Below are 26,808 nucleotides of genomic sequence, written 5' to 3'. Positions count from 1 at the left end.
TGTGCTCAGGCCTGATGCGCCGGCCCGCCGGCGACCGGGCACGCGCCCGTGAAGTCCACCGGCCAGTGCTTGATGCCGTTGAGCCAACCCGACTTCAGTCGCTCGGGATCCCCGACCGGCTTGAGGTCCGGCATGTGGTCGGCCACCGCGTTGAAGATCAGGTTGATCGTCAGACGGGCCAGGTTGGCACCGATGCAATAGTGCGCCCCGGTGCCGCTGAAGCCGACATGCGGGTTGGGATCGCGAAGGATGTTGAAGGTGAACGGATCGTCGAACACGTTCTCGTCGAAGTTCGCCGAGCGGTACGACATCACCACACGCTCGCCGGCCTTGATCTTGACGCCGGCGATCTCGGTGTCCTCGCTGGCAGTGCGCTGGAAGGCAGAAACCGGCGTGGCCCAACGGATGATCTCGTCGACCGCGGTCTTCGGCCGTTCCTTCTTGAACAGCTCCCACTGATCGGGGTTCTGCGAGAACGCGATCATGCCGTGCGTGATCGAGTTGCGGCTGGTCTCGTTGCCCGCGACGGCCAGCATGATGACGAAGAAGCCGAACTCGTCGTCGCTGAGCTTCTCGCCGTCGATGTCGGCCTGGATCAGCTTGGTGACGATGTCGTCGGTCGGGTTCTTGCCCCGCTCCTCGGCCATCTTCATGGCGTAGGTGATGACCTCGAACGAGGACATGGCCGGATCGACGTCGGCGTACTCGGGGTCGTCGCCCGCGGTCATCTCGTTGGACCAGCGGAACAGCTTGTCGCGGTCATCCTGAGGCACACCGAGCAGTTCGGCGATGGCCTGCAGCGGCAGCTCGCAAGAGACCTGCTCGACGAAGTCGCCGGAGTTGGAGGCAGCGGCGTTCTTGGCGATCTGCTGCGCGCGGTTGTTCAGCTCGTCCTCGAGCCGCGAGAGCGCACGCGGGGTGAAGCCACGGGAGATGATCTTGCGCAGCCGGGTGTGGTGCGGGGCGTCCATGTTGAGCAGGACCGCGCGCTGGAGATCGACGGCCTCACGGGTCATCTCCTGGGGCCAGACGGGGATCGCGCCGTTCATCGCGCTGGAGAACACCTCACTGCGCAGCGAGACGTCCTTGACGTCCTCGTGCCGGGTGACGAGCCAGTAGCCCTTGTCGCCGAAGCCTCCGGTGCCACCGGGGACGTCGACCCAGCGAACCGGCTCGGCCTTACGGAGCTCGGCGAGCTCTTCGACCGGCAGGCCCTTGAGGTTCAGCTCGGAATCGAGGAAGTCGAAATCCTTGGGGATGTTGGGGCAGCCCATGTGTCTAACTCCTAGTGTCTGTAGCAAGCCGTGCGCGTAGCCAGCAATGCTTGAAACAACGTGGTCTAGTACCAATTGAGACCATTGAAACACGGCTTGACCGCAGATCAAAGGCAGTGATACATCCGCGCTTGTCAGAGTAATGAAACGTGTTCTAGCCTGACTTCATGGGTAACCCTGTCATCGTCGAAGCCACCCGTAGCCCCATCGGCAAGCGCAACGGCTGGTTGTCCGGCCTGCACGCCACCGAGCTTCTCGGAGCCGTCCAGAAGGCCCTCATCGAGAAGGCCGGAATCGACCCCGGCAGCGTCGAGCAGGTCATCGGGGGCTGCGTCACCCAGTACGGCGAACAGGCCAACAATGTCACCCGGCAGTCCTGGCTGATCGCCGGCCTGCCCGAGCATGTCGGCGCCACCAGCATCGACTGCCAGTGCGGCAGCGCCCAGCAGGCCAACCATCTGATCGCAGGCCTGATCGCCACCGGCGCCATCGACATCGGCATTGCCTGCGGTATCGAGGCGATGAGCCGGGTCGGCCTCGGCGCCAATGGCGGCGGCGCCCGCGCCGCATCGTGGGACATCGATCTGCCCAACCAGTTCGAGGCCGCCGAGCGGATCGCCAAGCGCCGCGGCATCACCCGCGCCGATGTCGACGCGCTGGGGTTCGCCTCGCAGGCCAGGGCCAAGCAGGCCTGGGCCGAAGGTCGGTTCGACCGGGAGATCTCGCCTATCGAGGCACCGGTCATCGACGAGAACAAGCAGCCGACCGCCGAATGGAACACGGTCAGCCGTGACCAGGGCCTGCGCGACACCACCGCCGAGGGCCTGGCCTCGCTGAAGCCGGTGATGGACGGCGGTATTCACACCGCGGGAACGTCCTCGCAGATCTCCGACGGTGCCGCCGCGGTGCTGTGGATGGACGAAGACAAGGCGAAGGCCCTGGGCCTCAAGCCGCGCGCCCGCATCATCAGCCAGGCCAACGTCGGCGCCGAGACCTACTACCACCTCGACGGCCCGGTGCAGTCCACCGCCAAGGTCCTGGAGAAGGCCGGCATGAAGCTGGGCGACATCGACCTCGTCGAGATCAACGAAGCGTTCGCCTCGGTGGTGTTGTCCTGGGCCCAGGTGCACGGCGCCGACATGGACAAGGTCAACGTCAACGGCGGCGCCATCGCCCTCGGCCACCCGGTCGGCTCGACGGGTGCCCGCCTGATCACCACGGCCCTGCACGAGCTGGAGCGCACCGACAAGAGCACCGCGCTGATCACCATGTGCGCCGGCGGCGCGCTGTCGACCGGCACGATCATCGAGCGGATCTAGTGACTTTCAGCGAGACGGAGCGCATCGCGGCCGCACAGGCCTACATCGATGCGCTGGTCAGCCATCAGGCGGATGCGGTCCCGTTCGCACCGGACTGCATCCGCATCGAGATGGGGCTCAAGACCGGCCGCTCCGGAGATCATCTGCGCCGCAGCCTGAACAACGGCCCGCAGTTCAAGTTGATCGAGAAGACGACGACGCCGGAGTTCAGTGTCGACGGAGATCACGTCCGCGCGCGTTTCGACGTCCTCACCAAGCCGCGCCTGTTCGGGCGGCGGGTGTGCTCGCACGTGGACGAGACCTTCCTGATCCCGGCGTCGGACGGCAAGATTCACCACATCCGCGCCTCCCTCACCCCGTTCATCAGCCGCTAAGGTCCACCGCATGGCCAACACCCCCCGCCCGCTCAGCCCCAAACAGGTCGAACGGCTCAACGCGAAATCGACCGGCACCGCCATCAAGTGGATGTCGCGTGCCCAGACCTGGATCTTCAAGAAGTCCGGCGGGCGCATCGGCGACAAGTTCCTGCGCGGCGCCGAGGTGGGCATCCTGACCACCATCGGACGCAAGTCGGGCGAGGAGCGGGACAGCCCGTTGCTGTTCCTCCAGGAGGGCAAACGCATCGTGCTGGTCGCCTCGCAGGGCGGCCGGGCCACCAACCCGATGTGGTACCTGAACCTGGTGGCCAATCCCCGGGTGAAGTTCCAGACCAAGCACGAGACCCTGGAGCTCACCGCGCGCGACGCCACCGACGCCGAGCGCGACGAGTACTGGCCCAAGCTGGACGCCATGTACGCAGACTTCGTGAACTACCGGTCCTACACCGACCGCAAGATCCCGATCGTGATCTGCGACCCGGCATAACAGACGTTCACCCAAAGCGCCCCTGACCTCGAGGTCGGGGGCGCTTTGCGTTGCCAGGTGTCCTGGAGCTGGCCAATTACGCAACTCTCGGTAGCAGAATTGACGAGTTAACAGAATTTTGATTATGTTCTGTGAGCGCGCCCACAGTGAACGACAGGTGAGCGGCAGGCCACATTTTCGTGAACCCGATGGAGACCCTATGCAACGACCCACTCGACGCCGGGCTGCCGGTGCCGCGGCGACCACCCTGACCGCGTGTTCGCTGTTCGCCGCCGCGACACTGCCCGCCTCCGCGCTGACCGTGACGTTCATCCGGCATGCCGAGTCACAGGCCAACGCCTCGGGGTACATCGACACCAGCACGCCCGGACCCCACCTGACGAATGACGAGGTGGACCAGACTGGCGGACTGACCGGCGAACAGCAGGCGCAGAACTTCGCTGACGCGCTGTGTGCCACCTCCTGCACCGGAACGGCTGCGCCGTTCGACGCTCTCTACGCCTCGACCATGATCCGCACCCAAGAGACCGCGAAGCCGTTGTCCGACAAGACCGGGCTGCCGGTCACGATCCTGGGCTCCTACGATCCGAACAACCCGCAGCGGAACTCCGGCGTGCAGGAAATCAGTGCCGGCATATTCGAGGGCCTTTCCGAAAAAGAGGGCATCGGCCGCATCGGCTACATCCTCGCCCCATTGGCGTGGACGATGGGCTTGCAGTTCGTCCCGATCCCCGGTGGCGAGACCGGTCTCGAGTTCAACGAGCGCGTCACGAATGCGCTGGCCGATGTTGAATCCGGCACCACCGACACCAACGGTGACGGCGAGATCGACGCCGCAGTGTTCTCCCACGGTGCCACCATCATGATGTGGACGTTGATGAACGTCGACAATCCGAGCTTGACGCTCCTGGCGAACACGCTCGACAACACCGACACCGTGGTGGTCAAGAAGAACGATGACGGCAGTTGGCATCTGGTGAGCTGGAACGGCCAGGAGGTCGGCGACGCCGACTACGCGACCAAGATGTTCGTCAACGTGCGCGATCTGATCGTGGCCCCGCAGACGGCGGTCTACAACATGCGCATTCCGGTTCTCTCGCTGGATCCGGAAGCCATCGTGACCACCGGGACACAGGGCGTTCAGGACGTCGCCGAGGCCGGGGTCAAGTTCGTCAAGGATTCCGTGACCGACACCGTCAACGCGATCACCGGCATCCCGGGCTCGTTGGGCCAGCCGACAACCCAGGTGTCGAAGGTCAGCACCCTCAACGCCGCTGCCGACAGCGGCGCCCCGGCAGCGGGCGATCTCGCCGAGAAGGCGAAGGCCGCCGTCGAAAACGTCACCGAGGACGCCACGGCGGCAGTCGAAAAGGTCACCGAGCCGGTTCAGTCCAAGATCGCCGCCGCCCGTACCGCCAACGGCGCCACCAAGCTGACCAATGGCAACAAGGCGGAACCGGGCAAGGCCGTCTCGGCGGTTCGCGACCGGGTCAACCAGGCTGCGGACGACGTGCGCAGCGGGGTCGAGTCCTCGGTCAAGCAGGCACGTGAAACCGTCAAGAAGCTCGCGGGTGCCGACAAGGCCGGCAAGGCAGCCAAGGACAACAGCGCAGGCAAGCCGAAAGCGGCATCGAAGGATGCTGCGTGAAATAGGCGCCATTGCAAGGTAATACCAACCGGGTCGGTCCCCCTCCTCACGCGAGGAGGGGGATTGACCCGTCTCTGACCGGGCGTAGAGCAGCGCCCAGTTTTTGTCAAATACCTTCCCGCTCAACGGGATAACTGCTCGACCTCACAGCAGATCGCCAGACAATGTTTCTGGCCGGCCAACGCAGTGTCACCGGCAGGTCACGTGAAATCCGTACAGCCCCAATGGAGGAAACACATGAACCGCCGCAGAGGTGACGCGCCGGCGTCACGGTATCGAAGTCTACTAGGGGGTGTCGCCCTGGCCTTCCTCGCCTTCTTCCTGGCGATGCCAGTGGCCCATGCCGCCGAGGTCATGCGCGTGACATTCGTGCGTCACGCGGAGTCACAGGCCAATGCGAACCACATCATCGATACCACCATTCCCGGTCCCGGCCTTACCCAGACGGGACAGCAGCAGGCACAAGCGTTGGTGGACAAGCTCGGTGACAACAACTACGACGCCATCTACGCGTCGACCATGCTGCGCACCCAGCAGACCGCAACCCCGATGTCGCAGCACCTGGGTCTGCCGATCCAGGTGATCGACGGTATCTCGGAGATCCCCGCAGGCTCACTGGAAGGCAAATCGCAGGACCAGTACGGAACCGCGTACATCCTCGCGCCGCTGAAATGGGCCGGACTCCTGCCCGGCGCGCCCGCCGATCCCACCGCAACCCAGCCGGGCACCGACTTCGACGGCAACGACTTCAACGCCGGTGTGAACAATGCCCTGAAGACCATGTACGACAAGGGCGATCGGAACGCGATCGTGTTCTCGCACGGTGGCACGATCATGTTCTGGACGATCATGAACGCCAAGAATCTCAGCATGGCCCAGAAGGGCATGCTGCTGAGCCAGTACACGTTGGGCAACACCGACTACGTGGTCGTCGAAGGCAATCCGGAAGACGGCTGGACCCTGGTGGACTGGAACGGCCAGAAGTTCACCCCCGAACCGTCGTTCGAGCACGAGGTGGGTCTTCAGTTCCGGACCCTCAGCCGTCAGCTGCAGCAGGCCGCAGACAGTGTCGTGCAATCGTTCGCCTCGGGTAATCCCGCAACCATCGCCACCGCGATCAATCGGGGAATCGCCGCCGCGGGATTCTCGGTGCTCAAGTTCAACCGTGCGGTCAACGCCGAGATCATCAAGCGGACCACCGCCGCGATCCAGAGCAACACCCAAGAAGTGCAGCAGAAGGTGTCCACCGAGGTGGAGAACGTGAAGGCCGCGGTGAACACCGGCGTCGTCAGCCGGGAGCTCTCATCGGCCTCGGACACACCGGACGCGGCGAGTGAAAATGTCACGGCGGCAACCAAAGTCGACGAAGGCTCGTCGACCGGCACCGTGGTGAAGTCGAAGGTCAAGGACGCTCTCGGCAGCATCGGGAAGCCCCGCGGCGCGACCGATCTGTCCGATGGCAACAAGGCCCTGCCGGGCGTCACGAAGTCGCTCAGCCGTACCGGCGAGCAGGTCAAGAACGCCGTCAAGGACGCTCAGGACCAGGTGTCGTCGTCGATCAAGAAGCTCGGCGATGCGGTCAAGAAGGCCACCGGCCAAGCCGACAAGACGGCCGACAGCGACGCAGCGGGCGCCAAGGACGCCAAGGACGCCAAGGACGCCGCCTGACCCGCAGGGGTATTCGAGTCTGCGGCTAGGACAACGAGACTGCGCTCAGATCGAGAATCCGGCGGATTTCACGATCTGAGCGCAGTCTCGACGAAACAAGAGAACTCAGGCGCCGTAGACCGGGACCGCGGGGCGAGCCTTGGCCAGCAAGTCGTTGACGACCGGGCCCAGCTCGGCGGGATCCCACTTCGCGCCCTTGTCGATCTGCGGGCCGTGTGCCCAACCCTCGGCGATGCGGATCTTGCCGCCCTCGATCTCGAACATCTTGCCGGTCACGTCCTTTGACTCGACGCTGCCCAGCCACACCACCAGCGGGGAGATGTTCTCCGCGGCCATGGCATCGAATGCCTCGTCCTGGGTGGCCATCATGTCCGCGAAAACGGTCTCGGTCATCCGGGTGCGGGCCGAGGGGGCGATGCCGTTGACGGTGACGCCGTAGCGACCCATCTCGGCGGCGGCCACCAGGGTCAGCGCGGCGATGCCCGCCTTGGAGGCACTGTAGGTGGCCTGGCCGACGCTGCCCTGCAGGCCGGCGCCGGAGCTGGTGTTGATGATGCGCGCGTCGACGGTTTCGCCGGCCTTGGACTTGGCCCGCCAGTAGGCGGCGGCGTGCTTCATGGTGGCGAAGTGCCCCTTGAGGTGCACTGCGGTGACGGCGTCGAACTCCTCCTCGGTGGCGTTGGCGAACATCCGGTCGCGCACGATGCCGGCATTGTTGACCAGCACGTCGAGGGAGCCGAAAGCGTCGACGGCGTTCTGGATCAAGGCCTCGGCCTGCGCCCAGTCGGCGACGTTGGAACCATTGGCAACGGCTTCGCCTCCGGCGGCGACGATCTCGTCGACCACGTTCTGCGCAGCGCTGCCACCACCGGCCGGCGAACCGTCCAGGCCCACCCCGATGTCGTTGACCACGACGCGGGCACCTTCGGCGGCGAACGCGAGCGCGTGCTCACGCCCGATACCGCCACCGGCACCCGTCACGATGACCACGCGGCCGTCGAGCAATCCCATTGTGATTTCTCCTTTTTCGAGTTACTTGATGTCGGCGGTCGTGGTGGACAGGTAGTGCGGCGGCTCGCCGCCACCGTGCACCTCCAACGACGCACCGCTGATGTACGAGGCCGCGTCCGAGGTAAGAAACGCTGTGGCCCAGCCGATGTCGGACGGCTTGGCGAGCCGGCCCAGCGGCACATTCCGGGAGATGGCTGCGATCGACTCGGCGTCGCCGTAGAAAAGTTCGGACTGCTCGGTCTCGACCATGCCGACCACCACCGAGTTCACCCGCACTTTGGGCGCCCACTCGACGGCGAGCGTCGAGGTGAGGTTGTCGATGCCGGCTTTGGCCGCTCCATACGCGGCCGTCCCCGGGGTGGGGCGGTGGCCGCTGACGCTGGAGATGTTGACGATGGTGCCGCCCGAGTCCTGCTTCTGCATCACGGCGTTGGCATGGGTGGAAACCGAGAGCGCACCGATCAGGTTGAGCTCGATGATCTTGGTGCTGAACTTCGCCGACGCATCGGCGGCCAGCACGTAGGGCGAGCCACCGGCGTTGTTGACGACGACGTCCAAACGACCGTGCTTCTCGACGATGCTTTCGATGAGCGACTTCACCGAGTCGTCATCCCGGATGTCGCAGCTGTGGAATTCGTACGGCAGCCCCTCGACCGGGCGGCGTGCGCAGGTCACCACAGTGGCGCCCTGACCGGCGAAAACCGCGCTGATTCCAGCGCCAACCCCTCGCACTCCGCCGGTCACCAGGACCACCTTGCCGGTCAAACCCAAATTGATGGCACCAGCTTCTGGCGTATCGGTCACTGTGCTAGCGTACCAAGCAAGTGCTTGCTTAGGTAGCGACCCCTCCAGGAAGTGGATTGATGACGATCACCACCAAGACAGTCGAGCCGGGCATCGTCTCGGTCACCGTCAACTACCCGCCCGTCAACGCCATCCCGTCGGCCGGCTGGTTCGAACTCGGCGATGCGATCACCGCAGCCGGCCGCGACCGCAGCACCCACGTGGTGATCCTGCGGGCAGAGGGCCGTGGCTTCAACGCCGGCGTGGACATCAAGGAAATGCAGAACACCGAGGGCTTCACCGCACTCATCGACGCCAACCGGGGCTGCTACCACGCGTTCAAGTCCGTCTACGAGTGCGAGGTCCCCGTCGTCGCAGCGGTCAACGGATTCTGCGTGGGCGGCGGAATCGGCCTGGTCGGCAACGCCGACGTGATCGTCGCCTCCGATGACGCCAAGTTCGGCCTGCCCGAGGTCGAGCGCGGCGCGCTCGGGGCCGCCACCCACCTGTCGCGGCTGGTCCCCCAGCACCTGATGCGCCGGCTGTTCTTCACCGCCGCCACCGTTCCCGCCGAGACGCTGCACCACTTCGGGTCGGTGCACGAGGTCGTTCCGCGCGAGGAACTCGACGAGGCCGCACTGCGCGTCGCCCGCGACATCGCCAGCAAGGACACCCGGGTCATCCGGGCGGCCAAGGAGGCGCTGAACTTCATCGACGTGCAGCCCGTCAACGCGCGGTACCGCATGGAGCAGGGCTTCACCTTCGAACTCAACCTGTCCGGTGTGTCCGACGAGCACCGTGACGCCTTCGCCGGAACCGAGAAGGGATCCAAATGAGCGACAAGCGAACAACTCTCGACGAGGCCGTCGCCTCGATCGAAAGCGGGATGACCATCGGCATCGGCGGCTGGGGCTCACGGCGCAAGCCGATGGCCTTCGTCCGCGCCCTGCTGCGCACCGACGTCAAGGACTTGACCGTGGTCACCTACGGCGGCCCCGACCTGGGCCTGCTGTGCTCGGCCGGCAAGGTCAAGCGCGTCTACTACGGCTTCGTCTCGCTGGACTCGCCGCCCTTCTACGACCCGTGGTTCGCCAAGGCCCGCACCACCGGTGCGATCGAGGCCCGCGAGATGGACGAGGGCATGCTGCGCTGCGGCCTGCAGGCCGCAGCCCAGCGGCTGCCGTTCCTGCCGATCCGCGCCGGCCTCGGCAGCGACGTCCGCACCTTCTGGGGCGACGAGCTCAAGACCGTGAAGTCGCCGTACGAGACCGACGGCGCCTACGAGGAACTGATCGCGATGCCCGCGCTGAACCTGGATGCGGCATTCGTGCACATGAATCTCGGTGACGCCCAGGGCAATGCGGCCTATACCGGTATCGACCCCTACTTCGATGACCTGTTCCTCATGTCGGCCCAGCGCCGCTTCCTGTCGGTCGAGCGCGTGGTGTCCACCGAGGAACTGGTCAAGGCCGTTCCGACGCAGGCCCTGCTGATCAACCGGATGATGGTCGATTCCGTGGTCGAGGCCCCCAACGGCGCCCACTTCACCACCAACGAGCCCGATTACCGGCGCGACGAGAAGTTCCAGCGCCACTACGCCGAGGCCGCCGGCTCCGACGAGACCTGGGCCGAGTTCGTCAAGACGTATCTGTCCGGAAGCGAGGCCGACTACCAGGCGGCCGTGCGGAAGTTCAAGGAAGATCTGGAGGCCAGCAAGTGATTGCCGTGACCCGTGCCGAGGTGTGCGCCGTCGCCTGCGCCGAGCTGTTTCGCGATGCCGGCGAGATCATGGCCAGCCCCATGACCACCGTCGTCCAGATCGGTGCCCGGCTGGCCCGGCTGACCTTCTCCCCCGACATCGTGCTGACCGACGGCGAGGCCAGGATCCTGGCCGACACCCCGGCGATCGGTGCCCCCTTCACCGTCGAGGGCTGGATGCCGTTCAACCGGGTCTTCGAGACCCTGGCCTGGGGCAAGCGCCATGTGGTGATGGGTGCCAACCAGATCGACCGCTACGGCAACCAGAACCTGTCGGCGTTCGGTCCGATCCAGCACCCGACCCGCCAGATGTTCGGCGTCCGCGGCGCGCCCGGCAACAGCATCAACCACGCCACGAGCTACTTCGTGGGCAACCACACCAAGCGCGTGTTCTGCGATTCGGTGGACATCGTCTCCGGAATCGGTTGGGACAAGATCGATCCGGAGAACCCGGCCTACCGCTTCGCCAACGTCTACCGCGTGGTGTCCAACCTGGGTGTGTTCGACTTCGACGGCCCCGACCACCAGATGCGTGCGGTGTCGCTGCACCCCGGTGTCGAGGCTCAGCAGGTGGCCGACAACACCTCGTTCGAGGTGCACGGCCTGCAGGAAGCCGAGACCACCCGGCTGGCCACCGACGAAGAGCTCAAGCTGCTGCGTGAGGTCATCGATCCGAAGTCGTTGCGCGACAAAGAGGTCAAGGTCTAACGAATGGGCAAGCTCAAGACTCCGCTGACCGAGCTGGTCGGCATCGAGCATCCCGTCGTGCAGACGGGAATGGGCTGGGTGGCCGGTGCACGACTGGTCGCCGCAACCTCCAATGCCGGCGGGCTCGGCATCCTGGCGTCGGCGACCATGACGCTCGAGGAACTGCAGACCGCCGTCACCAAGGTCAAGGCCGCCACCGACAAACCCTTCGGCATCAACATGCGTGCCGATGCGGGCGATGCCGGTGCGCGCGTCGACCTCCTGATCCGCGAAGGAGTCAAAGTCGCCTCCTTCGCCCTGGCTCCCAAGCCCGAGCTGATCGCGAAGCTGAAAGACGCAGGCGTCGTGGTGATCCCCTCGGTCGGGGCGGCCAAGCACGCCAAGAAGGTGGCCGGCTGGGGTGCCGACGCCGTGATCGTGCAGGGCGGTGAGGGCGGTGGGCACACCGGTCCCGTCGCCACCACGCTCCTGCTGCCCTCGGTGCTGGATGCCGTCAAGGACACCGGCATGCCGGTGATCGCCGCGGGCGGTTTCTTCGACGGCCGCGGCCTGGCCGCCGCACTGTCCTACGGCGCAGCCGGGGTTGCCATGGGAACCCGGTTCCTGCTGACCTCGGATTCCACCGTGCCGGACGCGGTCAAGGAGCGGTACCTGCAGTCCGCGCTGGACGGCACCGTGGTGTCCACCCGCGTCGACGGTATGCCGCACCGGGTGCTGCGCACGGGGCTGGTCGAGAAGCTGGAGAGCGGTTCGCGGGCACGCGGTTTCGCCGCCGCGGTCGGCAACGCCCAGAAGTTCAAGAAGCTCTCGGGTATGACCTGGTTGTCCATGGTCAAGGACGGCCTCGCGATGCGGCACGGCAAAGAGCTCACCTGGTCGCAGGTCGTGATGGCGGCCAACACCCCGATGCTGCTCAAGGCCGGTCTGGTGGAGGGCAACACCGACGCCGGTGTGCTGGCCTCGGGACAGGTGGCGGGCATCATCAACGACCTGCCGACGTGCGCCGAGCTGGTGGAGAAGATCGTCGACGACGCCGTCGCGCACCTGCGGTCGGCGTCGGCACTGATCACCGAATAGACGACCGGTCGCCGGCCCACTGGGACGCCGGCGCGGCACAGTGGATGTATGGACATCCGTCGTGTCGGGCACCCAGTGGTCAGGCGGGCCGCCGAGGAACTGCACAACTTCAACAGCAGGCACCCGTGGAGTCACAACGACCATTTCCACGGCTGGATCCTGGCGAACCTCCCTGCACACCGGGACGCCGCGATCGATATCGGATGCGGTCAGGGCGCCTTGGTGGCCCAACTGGCCGCCCAGTTCACCCAGGTACGCGGCACGGACCTCGATGCCGGCATGCGGGCCGAAGCAGCCCGGCGCTGCGCCGCCCTGAGCAACGTCACCATCGACGACAGCCAACTGGCCCACCTCGACGGACCCGTCGACCTGATCACCATGGTGGCGGTGCTGCACCACCTCGACATCGGGCGGGCGCTGATCGACATCAAGCGGCTGCTGAGCCCGGGCGGGCGGTTTCTGGCCGTCGGGCTTGCCGCCCCCGCCTCAATCCGTGATACCGCATGGGATCTGGCGTCCGCGGTGACCAACCCGCTCATCGGTCTGATCAAGCATCCGCGACCGGCCCCCGGAGGTCCGGTGCCGCCGCCCTTCCCGGTTCGCGATCCACAGCTCAGCTTCGATCAACTGAACACGATGGTGCGGGACGTCATGCCGGGCGCACAGATGCGGCGCAGATTGGCGTTCCGGCACACCATCTCCTGGACGAAACCCGGGCGGCCGGTTTGAACGGGGCCGTCGAGATGTTTGCCATCCAAACAACCGCGTCCGGCCGCCGATTCTGTTCGTACCGCTGCTCGTCCCAGAAGTACGCGGCAACGTAGGCGGCAGACCATCGCCGGGCCACGGCTCGGGCCACGATCGGACGCATTGTTACCGCGGTGAAAAATCATCCGGCTCCGCCGGAGTGCCGGTCGCGGGATCCCGGCCCGCCCTCAAGGCGGCAGTCGGCCGAAATTACCGCAATATCCGCAGGTGAAGGCCGCAATCACGGCACGCCTACCGAATCGTCATATGACTGCCGCGTTCCCGTGAAATGACTTGTGCGTTAACGCAATTTCACAGGGCCCGGCACCCCCTCGTGCGTTCTTTTGACGCCCCCCGCGACCCCCCTACGCTCGTTGGACAACAGGTTGGAGGGACGAATCGTGGTCGATTCACTTGCAGGCGGCGCAACACCCGCCGATGCTTTGCTGCGGCTGGGCAAGTACTTCCACCGCGGTGAGATCTCCGAGGATCAGCGCACCCTGCACAAGATCGGTGGCCGCTCAGCTGACGACTTCTACCGGGACCGCTGGGCCCACGACAAAGTGGTGCGATCGACCCACGGGGTCAACTGCACCGGATCCTGCTCATGGAAGATCTACGTCAAGGACGGCGTGATCACCTGGGAGTCCCAGCAGACCGACTATCCGTCCGTCGGTGCCGACAAACCCGAGTACGAACCGCGCGGATGCCCGCGCGGTGCGTCGTTCTCGTGGTACACGTATTCGCCTGCGCGCGTTCGCTATCCGTATGTCCGCGGCGTGCTGCTGGAGTACTACCGCGAGGCCAAGGAGCGGCTGAAGGACCCCGTGCTGGCCTGGGCCGACATCGTCGAGGATCCGGAGAAGTCCCAGCGGTACAAGACCGCCCGCGGCAAGGGCGGGTTCGTCCGCGCTGAATGGTGGGAGGCGGCCGAGATCGCCGCCGCCGCCCACGTGCACACCGTCAAGAAGTACGGGCCGGACCGCGTGGCCGGCTTTTCGCCGATCCCGGCGATGTCGATGGTCAGCCATGCTGTCGGCGCCCGGTTCATCTCGCTGCTCGGCGGGTCGATGCTGTCGTTCTACGACTGGTACGCCGACCTGCCGGTGGCCTCGCCGCAGGTGTTCGGGGACCAGACCGATGTGCCCGAATCCGCCGACTGGTTCGACGCGGGCTACCTGATCATGTGGGGCTCCAACGTCCCCGTCACCCGAACTCCTGACGCGCACTACATGACCGAGGCCCGGTACCGCGGCCAGAAGGTGGTCGTGGTGTCGCCGGACTACGCCGACAACACCAAGTTCGCCGACGAATGGCTGCCCGCCCGGCCCGGCACCGACGCCGCCCTGGCCATGGCGATGGGCCACGTCATCCTCAAGGAGTTCTTCGTCGAGAGGCAGACGCCCTACTTCACCGAGTACGTCAAGAAGTACACCGACCTACCGTTCCTGGTCACCCTCACCGAGCGCGACGGACGGGTGCTGCCCGGAAAGTTCCTCACCGCGGCCGATCTTGGCGGCGAGTACGCCGAAACCGAAGCCGCCGAGTCCAAAACAGTTCTCTTGGACCAGGCCGGCAGGCCCGTGGTGCCGAACGGTTCGCTCGGGCACCGGTTCACCGCCTCCGGTGAGGGTCATTGGAACCTGGACCTCGAGGGTGTGCACCCCATGCTGACCCTGCTGGGCAACCACGACGACACCGCCACCGTGGCCCTGCCGAGGTTCGACAGCGACAAGCCCGGCGTCCTGGAGCGCGGCGTGCCGACCAGAATCATTGCCGGGCACCGCGTCACGACGGTGTTCGACCTGATGCTGGCGCAGTACGGGGTGGCCCGCGACGGTCTCGACGGGCAGTGGCCGTCGGGATACGACGATGCCTCCGAGCCCTACACCCCCGCATGGCAGGAAGAGATCACCGGCGTGCCCGCGGTGGCAGCCGAGCGGATCGCGCGGGAGTTCGCCGACAACGCCGAGCGTTCCAAGGGCCGGTCGATGATCCTGATGGGCGCGGGCACCAACCACTGGTTCCATTCCGATCAGATCTACCGGTCCTTTCTCACCCTGGTCATGCTCACCGGCTGCCAGGGCGTCAACGGCGGCGGCTGGGCGCACTACGTCGGCCAGGAGAAGTGCCGGCCCGTCACCGGTTGGGCCACCCTGGCTTTCGGCCTGGACTGGCAGCGGCCGCCACGGCAGATGCAGGGCACGGTGTTCTGGTATCTGGCGACCGACCAGTGGCGCTATGACCCCTTCACCTCGGAGGTGATGGCCTCGCCGCTGGCCGAGGGCAAGTTCGAGGGCCGCACCGCCGCCGACAACATCGCCCTGGCCAGCCGGCTCGGCTGGATGCCGAGCTACCCCACGTTCAACCGCAACCCGCTCGATCTGGCGGACGAGGCGGCCCGAATGGGCAAAGATGCCGCGGAATACGTTGTGGACGGGCTGAAGTCGGGCCATCTGCAGTTCGCCTGCGAAGATCCCGACGCCCCGGAGAACTTTCCGCGGTGCCTGACGGTGTGGCGGTCGAATCTGCTCGGCTCGTCGGCCAAGGGCAACGAGTACTTCCTCAAGCACCTGCTGGGCACCGACTCCGCCGTCGCCGCGCGGGACGAGGACGGTATCCGCCCGCAGGAGGTGCGCTGGCGCGACGAGGCGCCGGTCGGCAAGCTGGATCTGCTGCTGTCCCTGGATTTCCGCAATACCAGCACGACGCTGTTCTCCGACATCGTGCTGCCCGCGGCCACTTGGTACGAGAAGCACGACCTGTCCAGCACCGACATGCACCCGTTCGTCCACGCGTTCTCGCCGGCCATCTCACCGCCGTGGGAGACCAAGACCGATTTCGACGCCTTCCACCGCATCGCCCGCGGCTTCTCCTGGCTGGCCGAGAAGCACCTCGGCAAGCGCAAGGACATCGTGGCCATGCCACTGCAGCACGACAGTGCCGACGCCACAGCGCAACCCGGCGGTCGGGTCCTGGACTGGAAAGCCGGTGAATGCGAACCGATTCCCGGCAAGACCATGCCCCGGCTGATCATGGTGGACCGCGACTATCCCGCGGTCGCCGAGAAGATGGCCGCACTCGGGCCGATGGTGGAAACCGTCGGACTGACCACCAAGGGGGTGACCACACATCCCGACGCCGAGGTCGAGTACCTGCGTGGCGTCAACGGCACGGTGGTCAGTGGTGCCGCGATCGGCCGCCCGTCATTGGCCAAGGACACCCACGCCGCCGAGGCCATCCTCGCTTTGTCGGGCACCACGAACGGCCGCCTGGCCGTCGAGGGCTTCGAGGCCCTGGAGCGTCGCACCGGAACCGAACTGGTCGACCTGGCCAAGGAGAGCGAAGGCAAGCGGATCACGTTCGCCGACACCCAGGCCCGGCCGGTACCCGTCAACACCTCACCGGAATGGTCCGGTTCGGAGACCGGCGGGCGCCGGTACTCCCCCTTCACGATCAACACCGAGCGGCTCAAGCCGTGGCACACGTTGACCGGCCGCCAGCACTTCTACCTGGACCACGACTGGATGAGTGAGCTCGGCGAGCAACTGCCGACGTTCCGGCCGCCGCTGGACATGACGGCGCTCTTCAACGAACCCAAGGTGGGCGATACGAGCGGCGGCATCACGGTGCGCTACCTAACCCCGCACTCGAAGTGGTCGATTCACTCTGCGTACCAGGACAACCTGTACATGCTCACGCTGTCCCGGGGCGGTCAGTGCATCTGGATGTCGGACGTGGACGCCGCCAAGATCGGGGTCAAGGACAACGACTGGATCGAGTGCACCAACCGCAACGGCGTGGTCAACGCCCGGGCCATCGTCAGCCACCGGATGCCCGAGGGTCTGGTGTTCATGTACCACGCCCAGGACAAGGCCGTCGACGTACCGCGCACCGAGAAGAACGGCAAACGCGGCGGCATCCACAACGCGCTGACCCGGATCATGATCAAACCCACCCACCTCATCGGTGGATATGCGCAGCAGTCGTTCGCCCTGAATTACCACGGGCCCACCGGAAACCAACGCGATGAGGTCACCACGATCCGTCGCCGCTCGCAGGATGTGGAGTACTGACATGAGAGTCATGGCGCAACTCGCGATGGTGATGAACCTCGACAAGTGCATCGGCTGCCACACCTGCAGTGTCACGTGCAAGCAGGCGTGGACCAACCGCAGCGGTGTCGAGTACGTGTGGTTCAACAATGTGGAAACCCGTCCCGGACAGGGCTATCCGCGGCAGTACCAGGATCAGGAGCGCTGGAAGGGCGGCTGGACGCTGAACAAGCGTGGCAAGCTCACCCTCAAGTCCGGCTCCCGCTTCAAGCGGTTGCTGAACATCTTCGCCAATCCCGACCTGCCCACGGTCTCCGATTACTACGACCCGTGGACCTACGACTACGAGAACCTGCTGTCGGCGCCGGCGATGGACACCACGCCGGTGGCACGGCCCAAATCGCTGATCACCGGGCGCGACACCAAGGTCACCTGGGGAGCCAACTGGGACGACGACCTGGGCGGCGGACCCGAGCAGGTGAGCCGGGATCCATTGCTGGCCAAGGTGAACAAGGATGCCGAGGTCGCGGAGCTCTCGGCCAAGGTCAAGCTCGAGTTCGAGCAGACGTTCATGTTCTACCTGCCGCGGATCTGCGAGCACTGCCTCAACCCCGCGTGCGCCGCAGCGTGCCCCTCGGGCGCGATCTACAAGCGCTCCGAAGACGGCATCGTGCTCGTGGACCAGGACAAGTGCCGCGGCTGGCGACAGTGCGTCACCGGCTGCCCCTACAAGAAGATCTACTTCAACCACAAGACCGGCAAGGCCGAGAAGTGCACGTTCTGCTATCCGCGGGTCGAGGTCGGTATCCCGACGGTGTGTTCGGAGACGTGTGTGGGGCGGCTGCGCTACATCGGCGTGATGCTCTACGACGCGGATGCGGTGCTGGAAGCCGCTTCGGTCACCGACGACAAGGACCTCTACCCGTCACAGCTCGGGGTGTTCCTCAACCCGCACGATCCCCGGGTCGTCGCCGAAGCCGAACGGGCCGGCATCTCGCCCGAATGGATTGAGGCGGCCCAGAACTCACCGGTGTACCGGCTGATCGTCGACTACCAGGTGGCCCTGCCACTGCATCCGGAATACCGGACCATGCCGATGGTCTGGTACGTGCCGCCGCTGTCACCGGTGGTGGACATCCTGAAGGAGACCGGCCACGACGGCGAGAACAAGAACAACCTGTTCGGCGCCATCGACACACTGCGCATCCCGGTCGAGTACCTCGCCGAGTTGTTCACCGCGGGTGAGGTGGGCCCGGTCCGGGCCTCGCTGCAACGGCTGGCCGCCATGCGGGCCTACATGCGGGCAGCCAACCTCGGCGAGGAGTTCGACGAGACCATCCCCGACTCGGTGCGCTTGAGCGGCGACGAGATCGAGGCGATGTACCGGCTGTTGGCCATCGCGAAGTACCAGGACCGCTACGTCATCCCGACCGGGGCCGGATCGGACGCCCACCGCCTCGACGCCCTGGCCACCGGCTGCAGCCTGGACGGAGACGGCGGGCCGGGCATGACCGCATTCGACACCATGGTGGACAAGTTCCATCTGACCAACACCAACGACGCTGTTCCGCAGGGCGATCCGACCCGGGTCAACCTGCTCAACTGGGACGGCCGGAGCACAGACGGGTTGTTGCCGACCACATGAAGCTACTCACCCTCGGTCGCAGAACAGGTACAGGTTCCGCCCTGTCCGAGCGCCAGCAGCGATTGGTGTGGCGCATCGCCGCCCTGTTGCTCGACTACCCGACGGCAGAGACGGCCGATCTCGTCGACCAACTTGCCGCTGCCACAGCGGAACTGCCGGAAGCCGCTCGGGTACCGCTGACGGAATTCCTGCGTCAGTTCAACGAAACAGATCCGATGCGGCGTGCGTCGAACTATGTCGAGACGTTCGACATGCAGCGGCGCAGCAGCCTGCATCTGACCTACTACGCCTACGGCGACACCCGTAAACGCGGTATGGCGCTGCTGCGGTTCAAGCACGCCTACCGCCAGGCCGGCCTGGAAGTCGGTGACCTGGAGAATTCGGAGCTTCCCGACTACCTGCCCATGGTGCTCGAGTTCGCCGCGACCGTCGACCAAGTCCACGGTGAGCGCCTGCTGGCCGAACACGTGCCAGTGCTCGAGCTGCTGCGGCTCTCTTTGCAGGACAACGGGTCCTACTACACCGGGCTGATGGCCGCCGTCCTTGCCACGCTGCCGCCGGTGAACAGCGCCGACCGTCGCCGTATCGCGCAGCTCGCCGCCGAGGGCCCGCCCGATGAGGATGTCGGCCTCGACCCGTTTGCGATGGATCCGATGACGATGGATCCGATGACCTCAGGAGGTCGGCGATGAGCGCTTGCGCGAAGAGAAGAACACACCGATGAGCGCTTGCGCGAAGAGAAGAACACACCGATGAGCGCTTGCGCGAAGAGGAGAACACACCGATGAGCAACGTGTTGTGGATGACCCTGCCGTACATCGCCTTCACCTCGTTCTTGCTCGGGCACGTCTGGCGCTACAAGGCCGACCAGTTCGGTTGGACCACACGGTCTTCGCAGATTTACGAGAGCAGGCTGCTGCGGCTGGGCAGCCCGCTGTTCCACTTCGGCATCCTCGGTGTGATTGCCGGGCATGTCGTCGGGTTGTTGATCCCGGAGTCGTGGACCGCGGCAGTCGGGATTTCCGAGCACGCCTACCACCTGATGTCGGTGAGCATGGGCTCACTGGCCGGCGTGGCCGTCGTCGCCGGGCTGGCAATCCTGCTGTACCGCCGGGTCACCGTCCCCGAGGTGCGCACCGCGACCACGTTCAACGACAAGGTGATGTATCTGCTGCTGGTCGGGGCGCTGGCGACCGGCATGCTGAACACCCTGACCAACGTGTTCTCGACGTACAACTACCGCGAAACGGTATCGCCGTGGTTCCGCAGCTTGTTCACGCTGCATCCGGCGCCGCAACTGATGGCCGAAACGCCGTGGACGTTCCAGGCGCATGTCCTGATCGTCGTGGCCCTGCTCGGCGTCTGGCCCTACACGCGGTTGGTCCACATGTTCAGTGCGCCGATCGGGTACCTGGTGCGTCCCTACGTGATCTACCGCAGCCGGGACCCGCAGCGCGCGGGCAAGAACCGCTACGCCAAGGCGTGGGTGACGCCCCAGGCCCCGCCGCCGCGCAGCCGTTGGGTGTGAGCCACATCAGCTGAAACACGAAGTGCCCCAAATCCATTTGATTTGGGGCACTTTGCGATGAAGCTACACAGCGACTAGAGGCGCTCGATGATGGTGACGTTGGCGGTGCCGCCACCCTCGCACATGGTCTGCAGGCCGTAACGGCCGCCGGTGCGCTCCAGGGTGTTGAGCATCGTGGTGAACAGCTTGGCACCGGTGGCACCCAGCGGGTGACCCAGCGCGATGGCGCCGCCGCTCGGGTTGACCTTGGCCGGATCGGCCTTGGTCTCCTTGAGCCAGGCCAGCACGACCGGCGCGAAGGCCTCGTTGATCTCGACGGTGTCGATGTCGTCGATGGACAGGCCGGTCTTCTCCAGTGCGTACTGGGTGGCCGGGATCGGGCCGGTCAGCATCATCACCGGATCGTCGCCGCGAGCGCTGATGTGGTGGATGCGGGCCCGTGGCTTCAGGTTGTACTTGTTGACCGCTTCTTCCGAGGCCAGCAGCACCGCGGCAGCACCATCGGAGATCTGGCTCGCCAGTGCGGCCGTCAGCCGGCCACCCTCGACCAGCGGCTTGAGCGAGGCCAGCTTCTCCAGCGTCGACTCACGCGGTCCCTCGTCGACACCGAAGTCACCGACCGGGACGATCTCGTTGTCGAAGTGCCCGGCCCGGATCGCGGCGAACGCCCGCTGATGGCTGTTGTAGGCGAACTCCTCCATCTCCTCGCGGGAGATGTCCCACTTCTCGGCGATCAGCTCGGACCCGCGGAACTGCGAGAATCTCCTGGTCGCCGTAGCGGTGCAGCCAGTTCTTGGATTCGTTTGTGGGCGAGGTGAATCCGAACTCCTTGCCGACCACCATGGCCGAGGAGATCGGGATCCAGCTCATGTTCTGCATGCCGCCGGCCAGGATCAGGTCGGCGGTGCCGGACATGATGGCCTGGGCGCCGAAGGAGATGGCCTGCTGGCTGGAGCCGCACTGCCGGTCGACGGTGACTCCGGGGACGGCCTCGGGGTACCCGGCGGCCAGCCAGGTCAGCCGGCCGATGTTGCCGGCCTGCCCGCCGATGGCGTCGACGCAGCCGACGATGACGTCGTCAACCGCACCCGGGTCGACATCGACGCGGTCGAAGATGGCGCGGAACGCGTGCACGCCGAGGTCGATCGGATGCACCTCGGCCAGCGCGCCGTTCTTCTTTCCGACCGGCGTGCGCACCGCATCGACGATGTATGCCTCAGGCATTGTTTGTCTCCTTTGACCTAACGGGCGGCGGTGATTCCGCCGAGGACGATGGCGAGGTATTGCCGGCCGACCTCTTCGGCCGAAAGCGGTCCGCCCGGTTGGTACCAGCGGACCGAAACCCAGGTGGTGTCACGAATGAACCGGTACACCAGGTCGACGTCGATGTCCTGACGGAACGAGCCGTCGGCGATGCCCTGCTGCAGGATGTCCACCCACATCTTGCGCTGTTCACGGTTGCGCTCGTCGACGAATCCGAACTGCGGGATCGAGGAGAGCCGCTTGGCCTCGTCCTGGTAGATCACCACCTGCGCATGCCGGTGCTCGATGGCCTCGAAGGACGCCATGAACAGACCGGTGAGCTGGCCCAGCGGGGTGGTCTCGCGGTCGAGGATCTCCTGGTACCGCGCGAACAGCCAGCCCAGGAAGTCCTTGAGCACTTCCTCGACCATCTGCTCTTTGGACTTGAAGTGGTGGTAGAGGCTGCCTGACAGGATTCCAGCGGAGTCGGCGATATCGCGGACCGTGGTCGCCTTCAGTCCGCGTTCGGCAAACATCGTTGCGGCAAGATCGAGCAGTTCGTCTCGTCGGCTCGCCGGCTGGGCGGGTGTGTCCCCCATCGACACAGCATAGCAACCAAGCGCTTGCTAGGTCACCTCCGGGAGTGATTCCGGCTCGGCCTCAATCTGCTCACACCACGAAGCGGGCCCCCGATCGGGGACCCGCTTCGTCTCGTCGGCTTCACGCCGGCTGTGGCACACCTCCGACCACCGCGGTCTGGGCGACGCCGTCCGGCGCCACCGGGAGCACGCCCTCACCGCCGGCACTGCGCCGGGACAGAACCACCGACAGCGCAGCGGCGGCCACCAGCACCACCAACGCGACCGCACCAGCGACCACAGACGTCGGCCACACCCCGTTCAACAGCAGGATCGCAGGAACAGTGCAGGTCGGGACCCCGAGCAGCACCAAGAACCATCCAGTGAAGTGGCCCAGGTCAATCGTGCCGACCTTGGCCACCCCAAGTCCCAGCAGCACGAAGAACAGCGTCCACATGAGCGCCCAAGTCGCCCAGATGACGGCGAAAACCGGATCGGTTTCGACACTCTTGATCGCGTAGAACGCCGCGATGGCCGCGACGAACGTGCTGTACCAACCGAATCCGCGCGGGTCGATATCGAAGATCTGGATGAACCCGAACCACAGGTAGGTGAACCCGAACAGATAGCTCGGCCAGGTGGCGTTGACGACACCGGGATCGCCTTCGGACTGCACGAGCACCAGGGTGGGCAGGACAACTTGGGCGGTGCCGACGAACAGGTTGATCGGAGCGGCGCCCCGCCCGCTGACGAGCCCGACCGAGACGAGCCCGTTGACGAACAACGCCACACCCACGAGAAGCAGACCGACGTTTCCCATCAGTGACCGACCCAATCCACGAACTGCTCCGAGGTGATCACCGGCGCGAAGAAGTTGTTGATCCGTTCAAAGGCCGCACGCTCCTGGTCGGGATGAGCCGCACCGGTCGCATCACCGATCACTATGGGCAGCAGACCATGGTCACGGGCCGCACGTGCGTTGCCCTCGACGCACCAGTCGAGATGGATTCCGGTGAGTACCAACACTTCCACCCGCTGCCGGCTCAACGCGCCGGGAAGGTCCGTGCCGACGAAGGCCGTCTGCAGCGCCTTCTCGTACAACTCGTTGTCGCCGGGCTCGACCAGCTCACGCAGCTCGCCCACGAGTTCGTCGTCCCAGGCGATCTGCTCGGGGGTGGCGTCGATGTGACCGGTCCAGCCGTCGTACTGCACCCGGTCGAAATCCGTCTTCGGGTAGTCGTCACGGAACACGGAGAACCCGATCCAGTTGAACGAGACGAAGTTCGGCGCCGAACGCGCCGCCCTCGCCACCCTGACGGTCGCCTCAAGACTGCCGCGATACGCGTGCCCTTCGGCGTATTGGACCCCGCCGGGCCTGTACAGCGAGTTGGATTGGCTGATCGAGAGGAACGCGGCAGATCTGGAGAGGATCTCGCGGAAGTCGAGCCCCTCCCACTGCTTGGCGAGCGGCGGGATCGCAGCGCGGTTGTCGGCCGGATAGCCGAGCGCCTGTGGATCGAGCGCGATCGGATCCAGCGGAGTGGTTCGAGAGGAGCCCTCGACGGAGAGTGCGGTCACACGGCATACCTTCGGCCGACGGCAGCCGGGCCGACAGCCTTTGAATCGGCGGGATTCTGGACGCCCTATCGATAGTCGTACGACCAGTACGGCGAGCAGTAGTCCGGAAGGTCGGTCACCACCGGACGGTCGGCTCGCGACCGCGAGAGGTTGAACAGGTACCACGGGTCCGATTCCGGACCGTCGGATCGCACGCAGGCGCGGATGTTCTCAGGCAGCCGGTGCAGCGCAGGGTCGATGTCCGACGACAGCCGGGACAGGTATTCAGCATCGAGTTGACCGTTCTGTCCGAACCGGTCGATGTTGCGATCAGCGACGAGTCGCTCGGGATTGAGTGCCGCCAGCCCCAGCAGCGCCACCACGCCGGCCACCAACACCGCGTGCGGCAGCCACCGGCCCGACATCCGCACCCCGGTGGCGGCAACGAGCAGGAACACCACACCGAGCCACAGTTCGATCGTCACCACCATCAGCCGATCGGTACTGAAGCCATATGCCTGCTGGTACAGCCACATCCGGTGAATAGCCGAGACCACCACGACAACCGATGTGGCGCAGAGGATTCCGACCAGCACCCGCAGTAGGCGGCGGTCGGCCGCGTCGGCCCGGCCCGCCACCCGGATCACCACACTGAGCACCAGCAGCGTCAGCGCCGACACCCACAGCAGCTGCCAGAAGCCTTGCCGGGCGTATTCGGCGTAGGTCAGCCCTTCGGTTTCCAGCACGTGTGTGTGACCGCCGAACAGCACCGCGGCCTGCACCACCACGAACGCCAGGAACAGCGCGTCGAGCACGCCCAGCGGCAGCGCCCACTCCCAGCGCGGCACGGGCTTCATCGGGGCCGGCGCCAGGACGTCGAGCCGCGGCGGGAACCGGGTCAGGTAGGCACCGCCGAGGACCAAGGAGGCCACGATCCCGAAAACCACGATCCGCGCGATGGCGTCGACGCCGTCGAAGGTCGGTACCAGGTTGCCGATCAGATGTGCGAAAGCCGCGTCCGCCGAGGCGAACAACGCGCCGAACACGAACACCAGCAGCACGGTGAGACCGATGACGGCGGCGACACGGCCGGGGTTGGCGACACCCACCCGACTGGGCAATCCCCGGCGTACCCACCCGCTCACCCGGGGCGGCAGGGCCCACGCCAGAAACGGTCCGCTGAACACCGCGGTCCAGGTCCGCCCGCCGAACAGCGTGCACCAGCCGACGATCCAGGCCGCCATGATGCACAGCACACCGAGCCAGTCGGCCGCGAGCAATGCGGGCACCGCCAACAACGCCGACGTCAACCCCATCCCGACCCACTGCGTGCGGGTCGGCCGACGCTCGGCAGTGCCGAACACCACGGCGAAAACCATGATCCCGACGGCCAGGTAGCCGATGCTGAGCACCGATGGCCGCCACAGTGCCGTTCCCATCAGGCCCGCGACCACTGCGAGGATCAGCAGCCGGCGCGGCGCTGACGACAGCGGGGCGATCGGCCACACCCGCCGCGGCCACACCGTCCATCCGGGCTCACCCGAGCTCGGCAGCGCCGGGCCGATCAATGGCGGTGTCACCGGTTGTCCGGGATACGTCGGCACTCCTGGAACCACAGTCGTCATGGCAACCCTTCCCCCGTCGTCGATTCGGGAATGCCGACCCTGATCCGGCATCCCACCCCGGTATCCATCACTTCGATGACCCCGCCGTGCAATTCGACTGCCCACCGCGCGATCGCCAGCCCCAGGCCCGTCCCACCGTCCGAGGTCGCACCTCGGGTGAACCGCTCAAAGACCCGCTCCCGCTCGGCGGGCGCGATGCCAGGGCCCTGATCGGCCACCTCGAGCCGCAAGCCCGCTCCCTGGCGGGTCGCCAGCACGGTCACGCGGCCGGCCGGCGGGCTGTGCCGAATCGCGTTGTCCACCAGGTTGACCACGACCTGCCGTAGCCGTGCCGGGTCGGCGACGGCCTTCAAGTCGGGCGGTGACACCCTGATGACGACGGGTATGTCGCTCGCCGAGACGGAGACGTGCTCGACGGCGTCACGCAGGAACTCGTCGACGTCGAACCGGCTGATCTGCAACCGAATCGCCCCGGCTTCGATTCGGGACAGATCCAGCAGATTCGTCACCAGCTCGCCCAGGCGCTCGGTCTGCGACAGCGCCAGCCTCATGGTCTCGGCGTCGGGCTCGACAACACCGTCGACCACGTTCTCCAAGACCGCCTGCAACGCGGTGATCGGGGTTCTCAACTCGTGGGAGACATTGCCGATGAGCCCGCGCCGGTATTCGTCGGCGGCCTCGAGATCAGCTGCCATCTGATTGAATGCCGTTGCCAGCTGACCGATCTCATCACGCGAGGTGGCTCGCACCCTGATGCTGTAATCACCGCGGGCCATGGCCAGCGCGGCTGCGGTCATCTGCCGCAGCGGTGAGGTCATACCGTGGGCGAGGAACTGAGTCAGGGCGAGCGAGGTCGCCAGCGCGGCCAGCAACGCATACCGGAACTGCCAGCTCGCTCCGATCCAGAACGTGAACGAAGCCAGCAGGATCGCCCCGCCCACCAAGAGCCCGGTCTTGACCTTGAAGGATGCGAACGGGTCCAACGGCCGGGGTAGCCGGTCCCACAGGGCGGTCAGCCGGCCGGTGAAGCTCATCGTGGAATCTCCAGGGCGTAGCCGACGCCGTGCACAGTCCGGATCAACTCCGATCCGAGCTTTCGCCGCAACGCCTTGACGTGGCTGTCCACGGTCCGGGTCTCCACCTCGGCCGCCCAGCCCCACACGTGTTCCAACAGGGTCTCGCGGGCCACTGCCGCCCTGGGCCGGCCGGCCAGGAACGCCAGCAGGTCGAATTCTGTCCGGGTCAGGTGGATCTCCTGGTCACCCTGATGAACCCGGCGCTCGGTCAGGTCGATGCGGTAGTCCCCCACCGACAGTGGCTGGTCACCGGCCGCCCGATCCACCCGGCGCAGCAGGACCCGCACCCGAGCCACCAGTTCGCGCATGCTGAACGGCTTAGTCAGATAGTCGTCGGCACCGATCCCCAACCCGATGAGCATGTCCGTCTCGTCGCTGCGGGCGGTCAGCATCAGCACCGGCACCACGCGCTCGGCCTGGATCCGCCGGCACACCTCCAGCCCGTCGAACCCGGGCAGCATCACGTCGAGCACCACCAGATCCGGCTGGGTCGCCGCTGCGGTTGCCACCGCCGAAGGGCCGTCGACCGCGGTCTCGACCTCGAACGCCTCGGCACGCAGCCTGGCGGCCACCGCGGACAGGATGGTCGGCTCGTCGTCGACCACCAGGATTCGCTTCACGAATCCGACTCTAAGTGCAGGTTGT

At 66.0% G+C, this 26,808-nt stretch carries 23 protein-coding genes and 1 pseudogene; 14 read left to right on the top strand and 10 right to left on the bottom strand.

Annotated features, from left to right (window positions below):
• Positions 1-5: 5 nt before the first annotated feature.
• Positions 6-1,274: a cytochrome P450 gene (locus tag ACNQR1_RS06290; protein ID WP_418044800.1), complete on the bottom strand. Its 1,269-nt coding sequence runs from the start codon at positions 1,272-1,274 to the stop codon at positions 6-8.
• A 167-nt stretch (positions 1,275-1,441) separates the two neighbouring features.
• Here ACNQR1_RS06290 and ACNQR1_RS06285 point away from each other — a divergent pair, with 167 nt between their 5' ends.
• From ACNQR1_RS06285 to ACNQR1_RS06265, 5 genes are all read left to right on the top strand, one after another.
• Positions 1,442-2,593, top strand: coding sequence for a steroid 3-ketoacyl-CoA thiolase (locus ACNQR1_RS06285; protein ID WP_418044798.1), 1,152 nt, complete (start codon positions 1,442-1,444; stop codon positions 2,591-2,593).
• On the top strand, positions 2,593-2,967 hold the full coding sequence (locus tag ACNQR1_RS06280) for a nuclear transport factor 2 family protein (RefSeq protein WP_418044796.1): 375 nt from the start codon (positions 2,593-2,595) through the stop codon (positions 2,965-2,967). Before ACNQR1_RS06285 ends, ACNQR1_RS06280 begins: the two co-directional genes overlap by 1 nt.
• A gap of 10 nt (positions 2,968-2,977) precedes the next feature.
• Positions 2,978-3,457 (top strand): nitroreductase family deazaflavin-dependent oxidoreductase, encoded by a 480-nt coding sequence (locus ACNQR1_RS06275; protein WP_418044794.1) that lies wholly within the window; start codon positions 2,978-2,980, stop codon positions 3,455-3,457.
• Positions 3,458-3,656: 199 nt separating this feature from the next.
• Positions 3,657-5,105, top strand: coding sequence for a histidine phosphatase family protein (locus tag ACNQR1_RS06270; protein WP_418044792.1), 1,449 nt, complete (start codon positions 3,657-3,659; stop codon positions 5,103-5,105).
• 237 nt (positions 5,106-5,342) lie between these two features.
• Entirely contained in the window at positions 5,343-6,773 is a 1,431-nt protein-coding gene (locus ACNQR1_RS06265) for a histidine phosphatase family protein (RefSeq protein WP_418044790.1), read from the top strand.
• A 105-nt stretch (positions 6,774-6,878) separates the two neighbouring features.
• On the opposite strand, the gene ACNQR1_RS06260 is transcribed toward ACNQR1_RS06265, so the two are convergent.
• Together ACNQR1_RS06260 and ACNQR1_RS06255 are read right to left on the bottom strand one after the other, a co-directional pair.
• On the bottom strand, positions 6,879-7,784 hold the full coding sequence (locus ACNQR1_RS06260) for an SDR family oxidoreductase (RefSeq protein WP_418044788.1): 906 nt from the start codon (positions 7,782-7,784) through the stop codon (positions 6,879-6,881).
• Positions 7,785-7,805: 21 nt separating this feature from the next.
• Positions 7,806-8,588 (bottom strand): SDR family oxidoreductase, encoded by a 783-nt coding sequence (locus ACNQR1_RS06255; protein WP_418009616.1) that lies wholly within the window; start codon positions 8,586-8,588, stop codon positions 7,806-7,808.
• A 59-nt stretch (positions 8,589-8,647) separates the two neighbouring features.
• Between ACNQR1_RS06255 and echA20 the strand changes: the two genes are divergently transcribed.
• From echA20 to narI, 9 genes are all read left to right on the top strand, one after another.
• Positions 8,648-9,403, top strand: a complete 756-nt coding sequence (echA20, locus tag ACNQR1_RS06250) for a (7aS)-7a-methyl-1,5-dioxo-2,3,5,6,7,7a-hexahydro-1H-indene-carboxyl-CoA hydrolase (RefSeq protein ID WP_418021336.1) — start codon at positions 8,648-8,650, stop codon at positions 9,401-9,403.
• Positions 9,400-10,287 (top strand): cholesterol ring-cleaving hydrolase subunit IpdA, encoded by an 888-nt coding sequence (gene ipdA / locus ACNQR1_RS06245; RefSeq protein ID WP_418009614.1) that lies wholly within the window; start codon positions 9,400-9,402, stop codon positions 10,285-10,287. Before echA20 ends, ipdA begins: the two co-directional genes overlap by 4 nt.
• Entirely contained in the window at positions 10,284-11,033 is a 750-nt protein-coding gene (gene ipdB / locus ACNQR1_RS06240; RefSeq protein ID WP_418044786.1) for a cholesterol ring-cleaving hydrolase subunit IpdB, read from the top strand. Before ipdA ends, ipdB begins: the two co-directional genes overlap by 4 nt.
• Before the next feature lie 3 nt (positions 11,034-11,036).
• Positions 11,037-12,110, top strand: a complete 1,074-nt coding sequence (gene ipdC, locus ACNQR1_RS06235) for a (3aS,4S,5R,7aS)-5-hydroxy-7a-methyl-1-oxo-octahydro-1H-indene-4-carboxyl-CoA dehydrogenase (protein ID WP_418024789.1) — start codon at positions 11,037-11,039, stop codon at positions 12,108-12,110.
• 48 nt (positions 12,111-12,158) lie between these two features.
• A complete protein-coding gene (locus ACNQR1_RS06230; RefSeq protein ID WP_418044784.1) occupies positions 12,159-12,839 on the top strand; it encodes a class I SAM-dependent methyltransferase in 681 nt (226 codons plus the stop codon).
• A gap of 461 nt (positions 12,840-13,300) precedes the next feature.
• Complete coding sequence (locus tag ACNQR1_RS06225; protein WP_418050291.1) at positions 13,301-16,933, top strand: nitrate reductase subunit alpha; 3,633 nt, start codon at positions 13,301-13,303, stop codon at positions 16,931-16,933.
• Between the two features lies 1 nt (position 16,934).
• A complete protein-coding gene (gene narH, locus ACNQR1_RS06220) occupies positions 16,935-18,557 on the top strand; it encodes a nitrate reductase subunit beta (protein WP_418044782.1) in 1,623 nt (540 codons plus the stop codon).
• Positions 18,554-19,249, top strand: a complete 696-nt coding sequence (gene narJ / locus ACNQR1_RS06215) for a nitrate reductase molybdenum cofactor assembly chaperone (RefSeq protein ID WP_418044780.1) — start codon at positions 18,554-18,556, stop codon at positions 19,247-19,249. The genes narH and narJ overlap by 4 nt, the downstream gene beginning before the upstream one ends.
• 92 nt (positions 19,250-19,341) lie before the next feature.
• Positions 19,342-20,085, top strand: a complete 744-nt coding sequence (gene narI / locus ACNQR1_RS06210) for a respiratory nitrate reductase subunit gamma (protein ID WP_418044778.1) — start codon at positions 19,342-19,344, stop codon at positions 20,083-20,085.
• Between the two features lie 74 nt (positions 20,086-20,159).
• Here the strand turns inward: narI and fadA6 are convergent.
• From fadA6 to ACNQR1_RS06175, 7 genes and pseudogenes are all read right to left on the bottom strand, one after another.
• A pseudogene (gene fadA6, locus ACNQR1_RS06205) lies at positions 20,160-21,309 on the bottom strand (steroid 3-ketoacyl-CoA thiolase FadA6).
• A gap of 17 nt (positions 21,310-21,326) precedes the next feature.
• Positions 21,327-21,926: a TetR/AcrR family transcriptional regulator gene (locus ACNQR1_RS06200; protein ID WP_418044776.1), complete on the bottom strand. Its 600-nt coding sequence runs from the start codon at positions 21,924-21,926 to the stop codon at positions 21,327-21,329.
• A 121-nt stretch (positions 21,927-22,047) separates the two neighbouring features.
• Complete coding sequence (locus ACNQR1_RS06195; RefSeq protein ID WP_418044774.1) at positions 22,048-22,725, bottom strand: AmiS/UreI family transporter; 678 nt, start codon at positions 22,723-22,725, stop codon at positions 22,048-22,050.
• Positions 22,725-23,483, bottom strand: a complete 759-nt coding sequence (locus ACNQR1_RS06190; RefSeq protein WP_418044772.1) for a cysteine hydrolase — start codon at positions 23,481-23,483, stop codon at positions 22,725-22,727. The genes ACNQR1_RS06195 and ACNQR1_RS06190 overlap by 1 nt, the downstream gene beginning before the upstream one ends.
• A 65-nt stretch (positions 23,484-23,548) precedes the next feature.
• On the bottom strand, positions 23,549-25,087 hold the full coding sequence (locus ACNQR1_RS06185; RefSeq protein WP_418044770.1) for a DUF4153 domain-containing protein: 1,539 nt from the start codon (positions 25,085-25,087) through the stop codon (positions 23,549-23,551).
• A complete protein-coding gene (locus ACNQR1_RS06180) occupies positions 25,084-26,103 on the bottom strand; it encodes an ATP-binding protein (RefSeq protein ID WP_418050290.1) in 1,020 nt (339 codons plus the stop codon). Before ACNQR1_RS06180 ends, ACNQR1_RS06185 begins: the two co-directional genes overlap by 4 nt.
• A 14-nt stretch (positions 26,104-26,117) precedes the next feature.
• Positions 26,118-26,783 (bottom strand): response regulator, encoded by a 666-nt coding sequence (locus ACNQR1_RS06175; RefSeq protein ID WP_418044768.1) that lies wholly within the window; start codon positions 26,781-26,783, stop codon positions 26,118-26,120.
• Between the last annotated feature and the right edge of the window lie 25 nt (positions 26,784-26,808).

The organism is Mycobacterium sp. 48b (assembly GCF_048282725.1).
Classification (GTDB): Bacteria; Actinomycetota; Actinomycetes; order Mycobacteriales; family Mycobacteriaceae; genus Mycobacterium.
The sequence above is the reverse complement of the archived record's forward strand: the minus strand, read 5'-3'. Positions and strand labels throughout refer to the sequence as shown.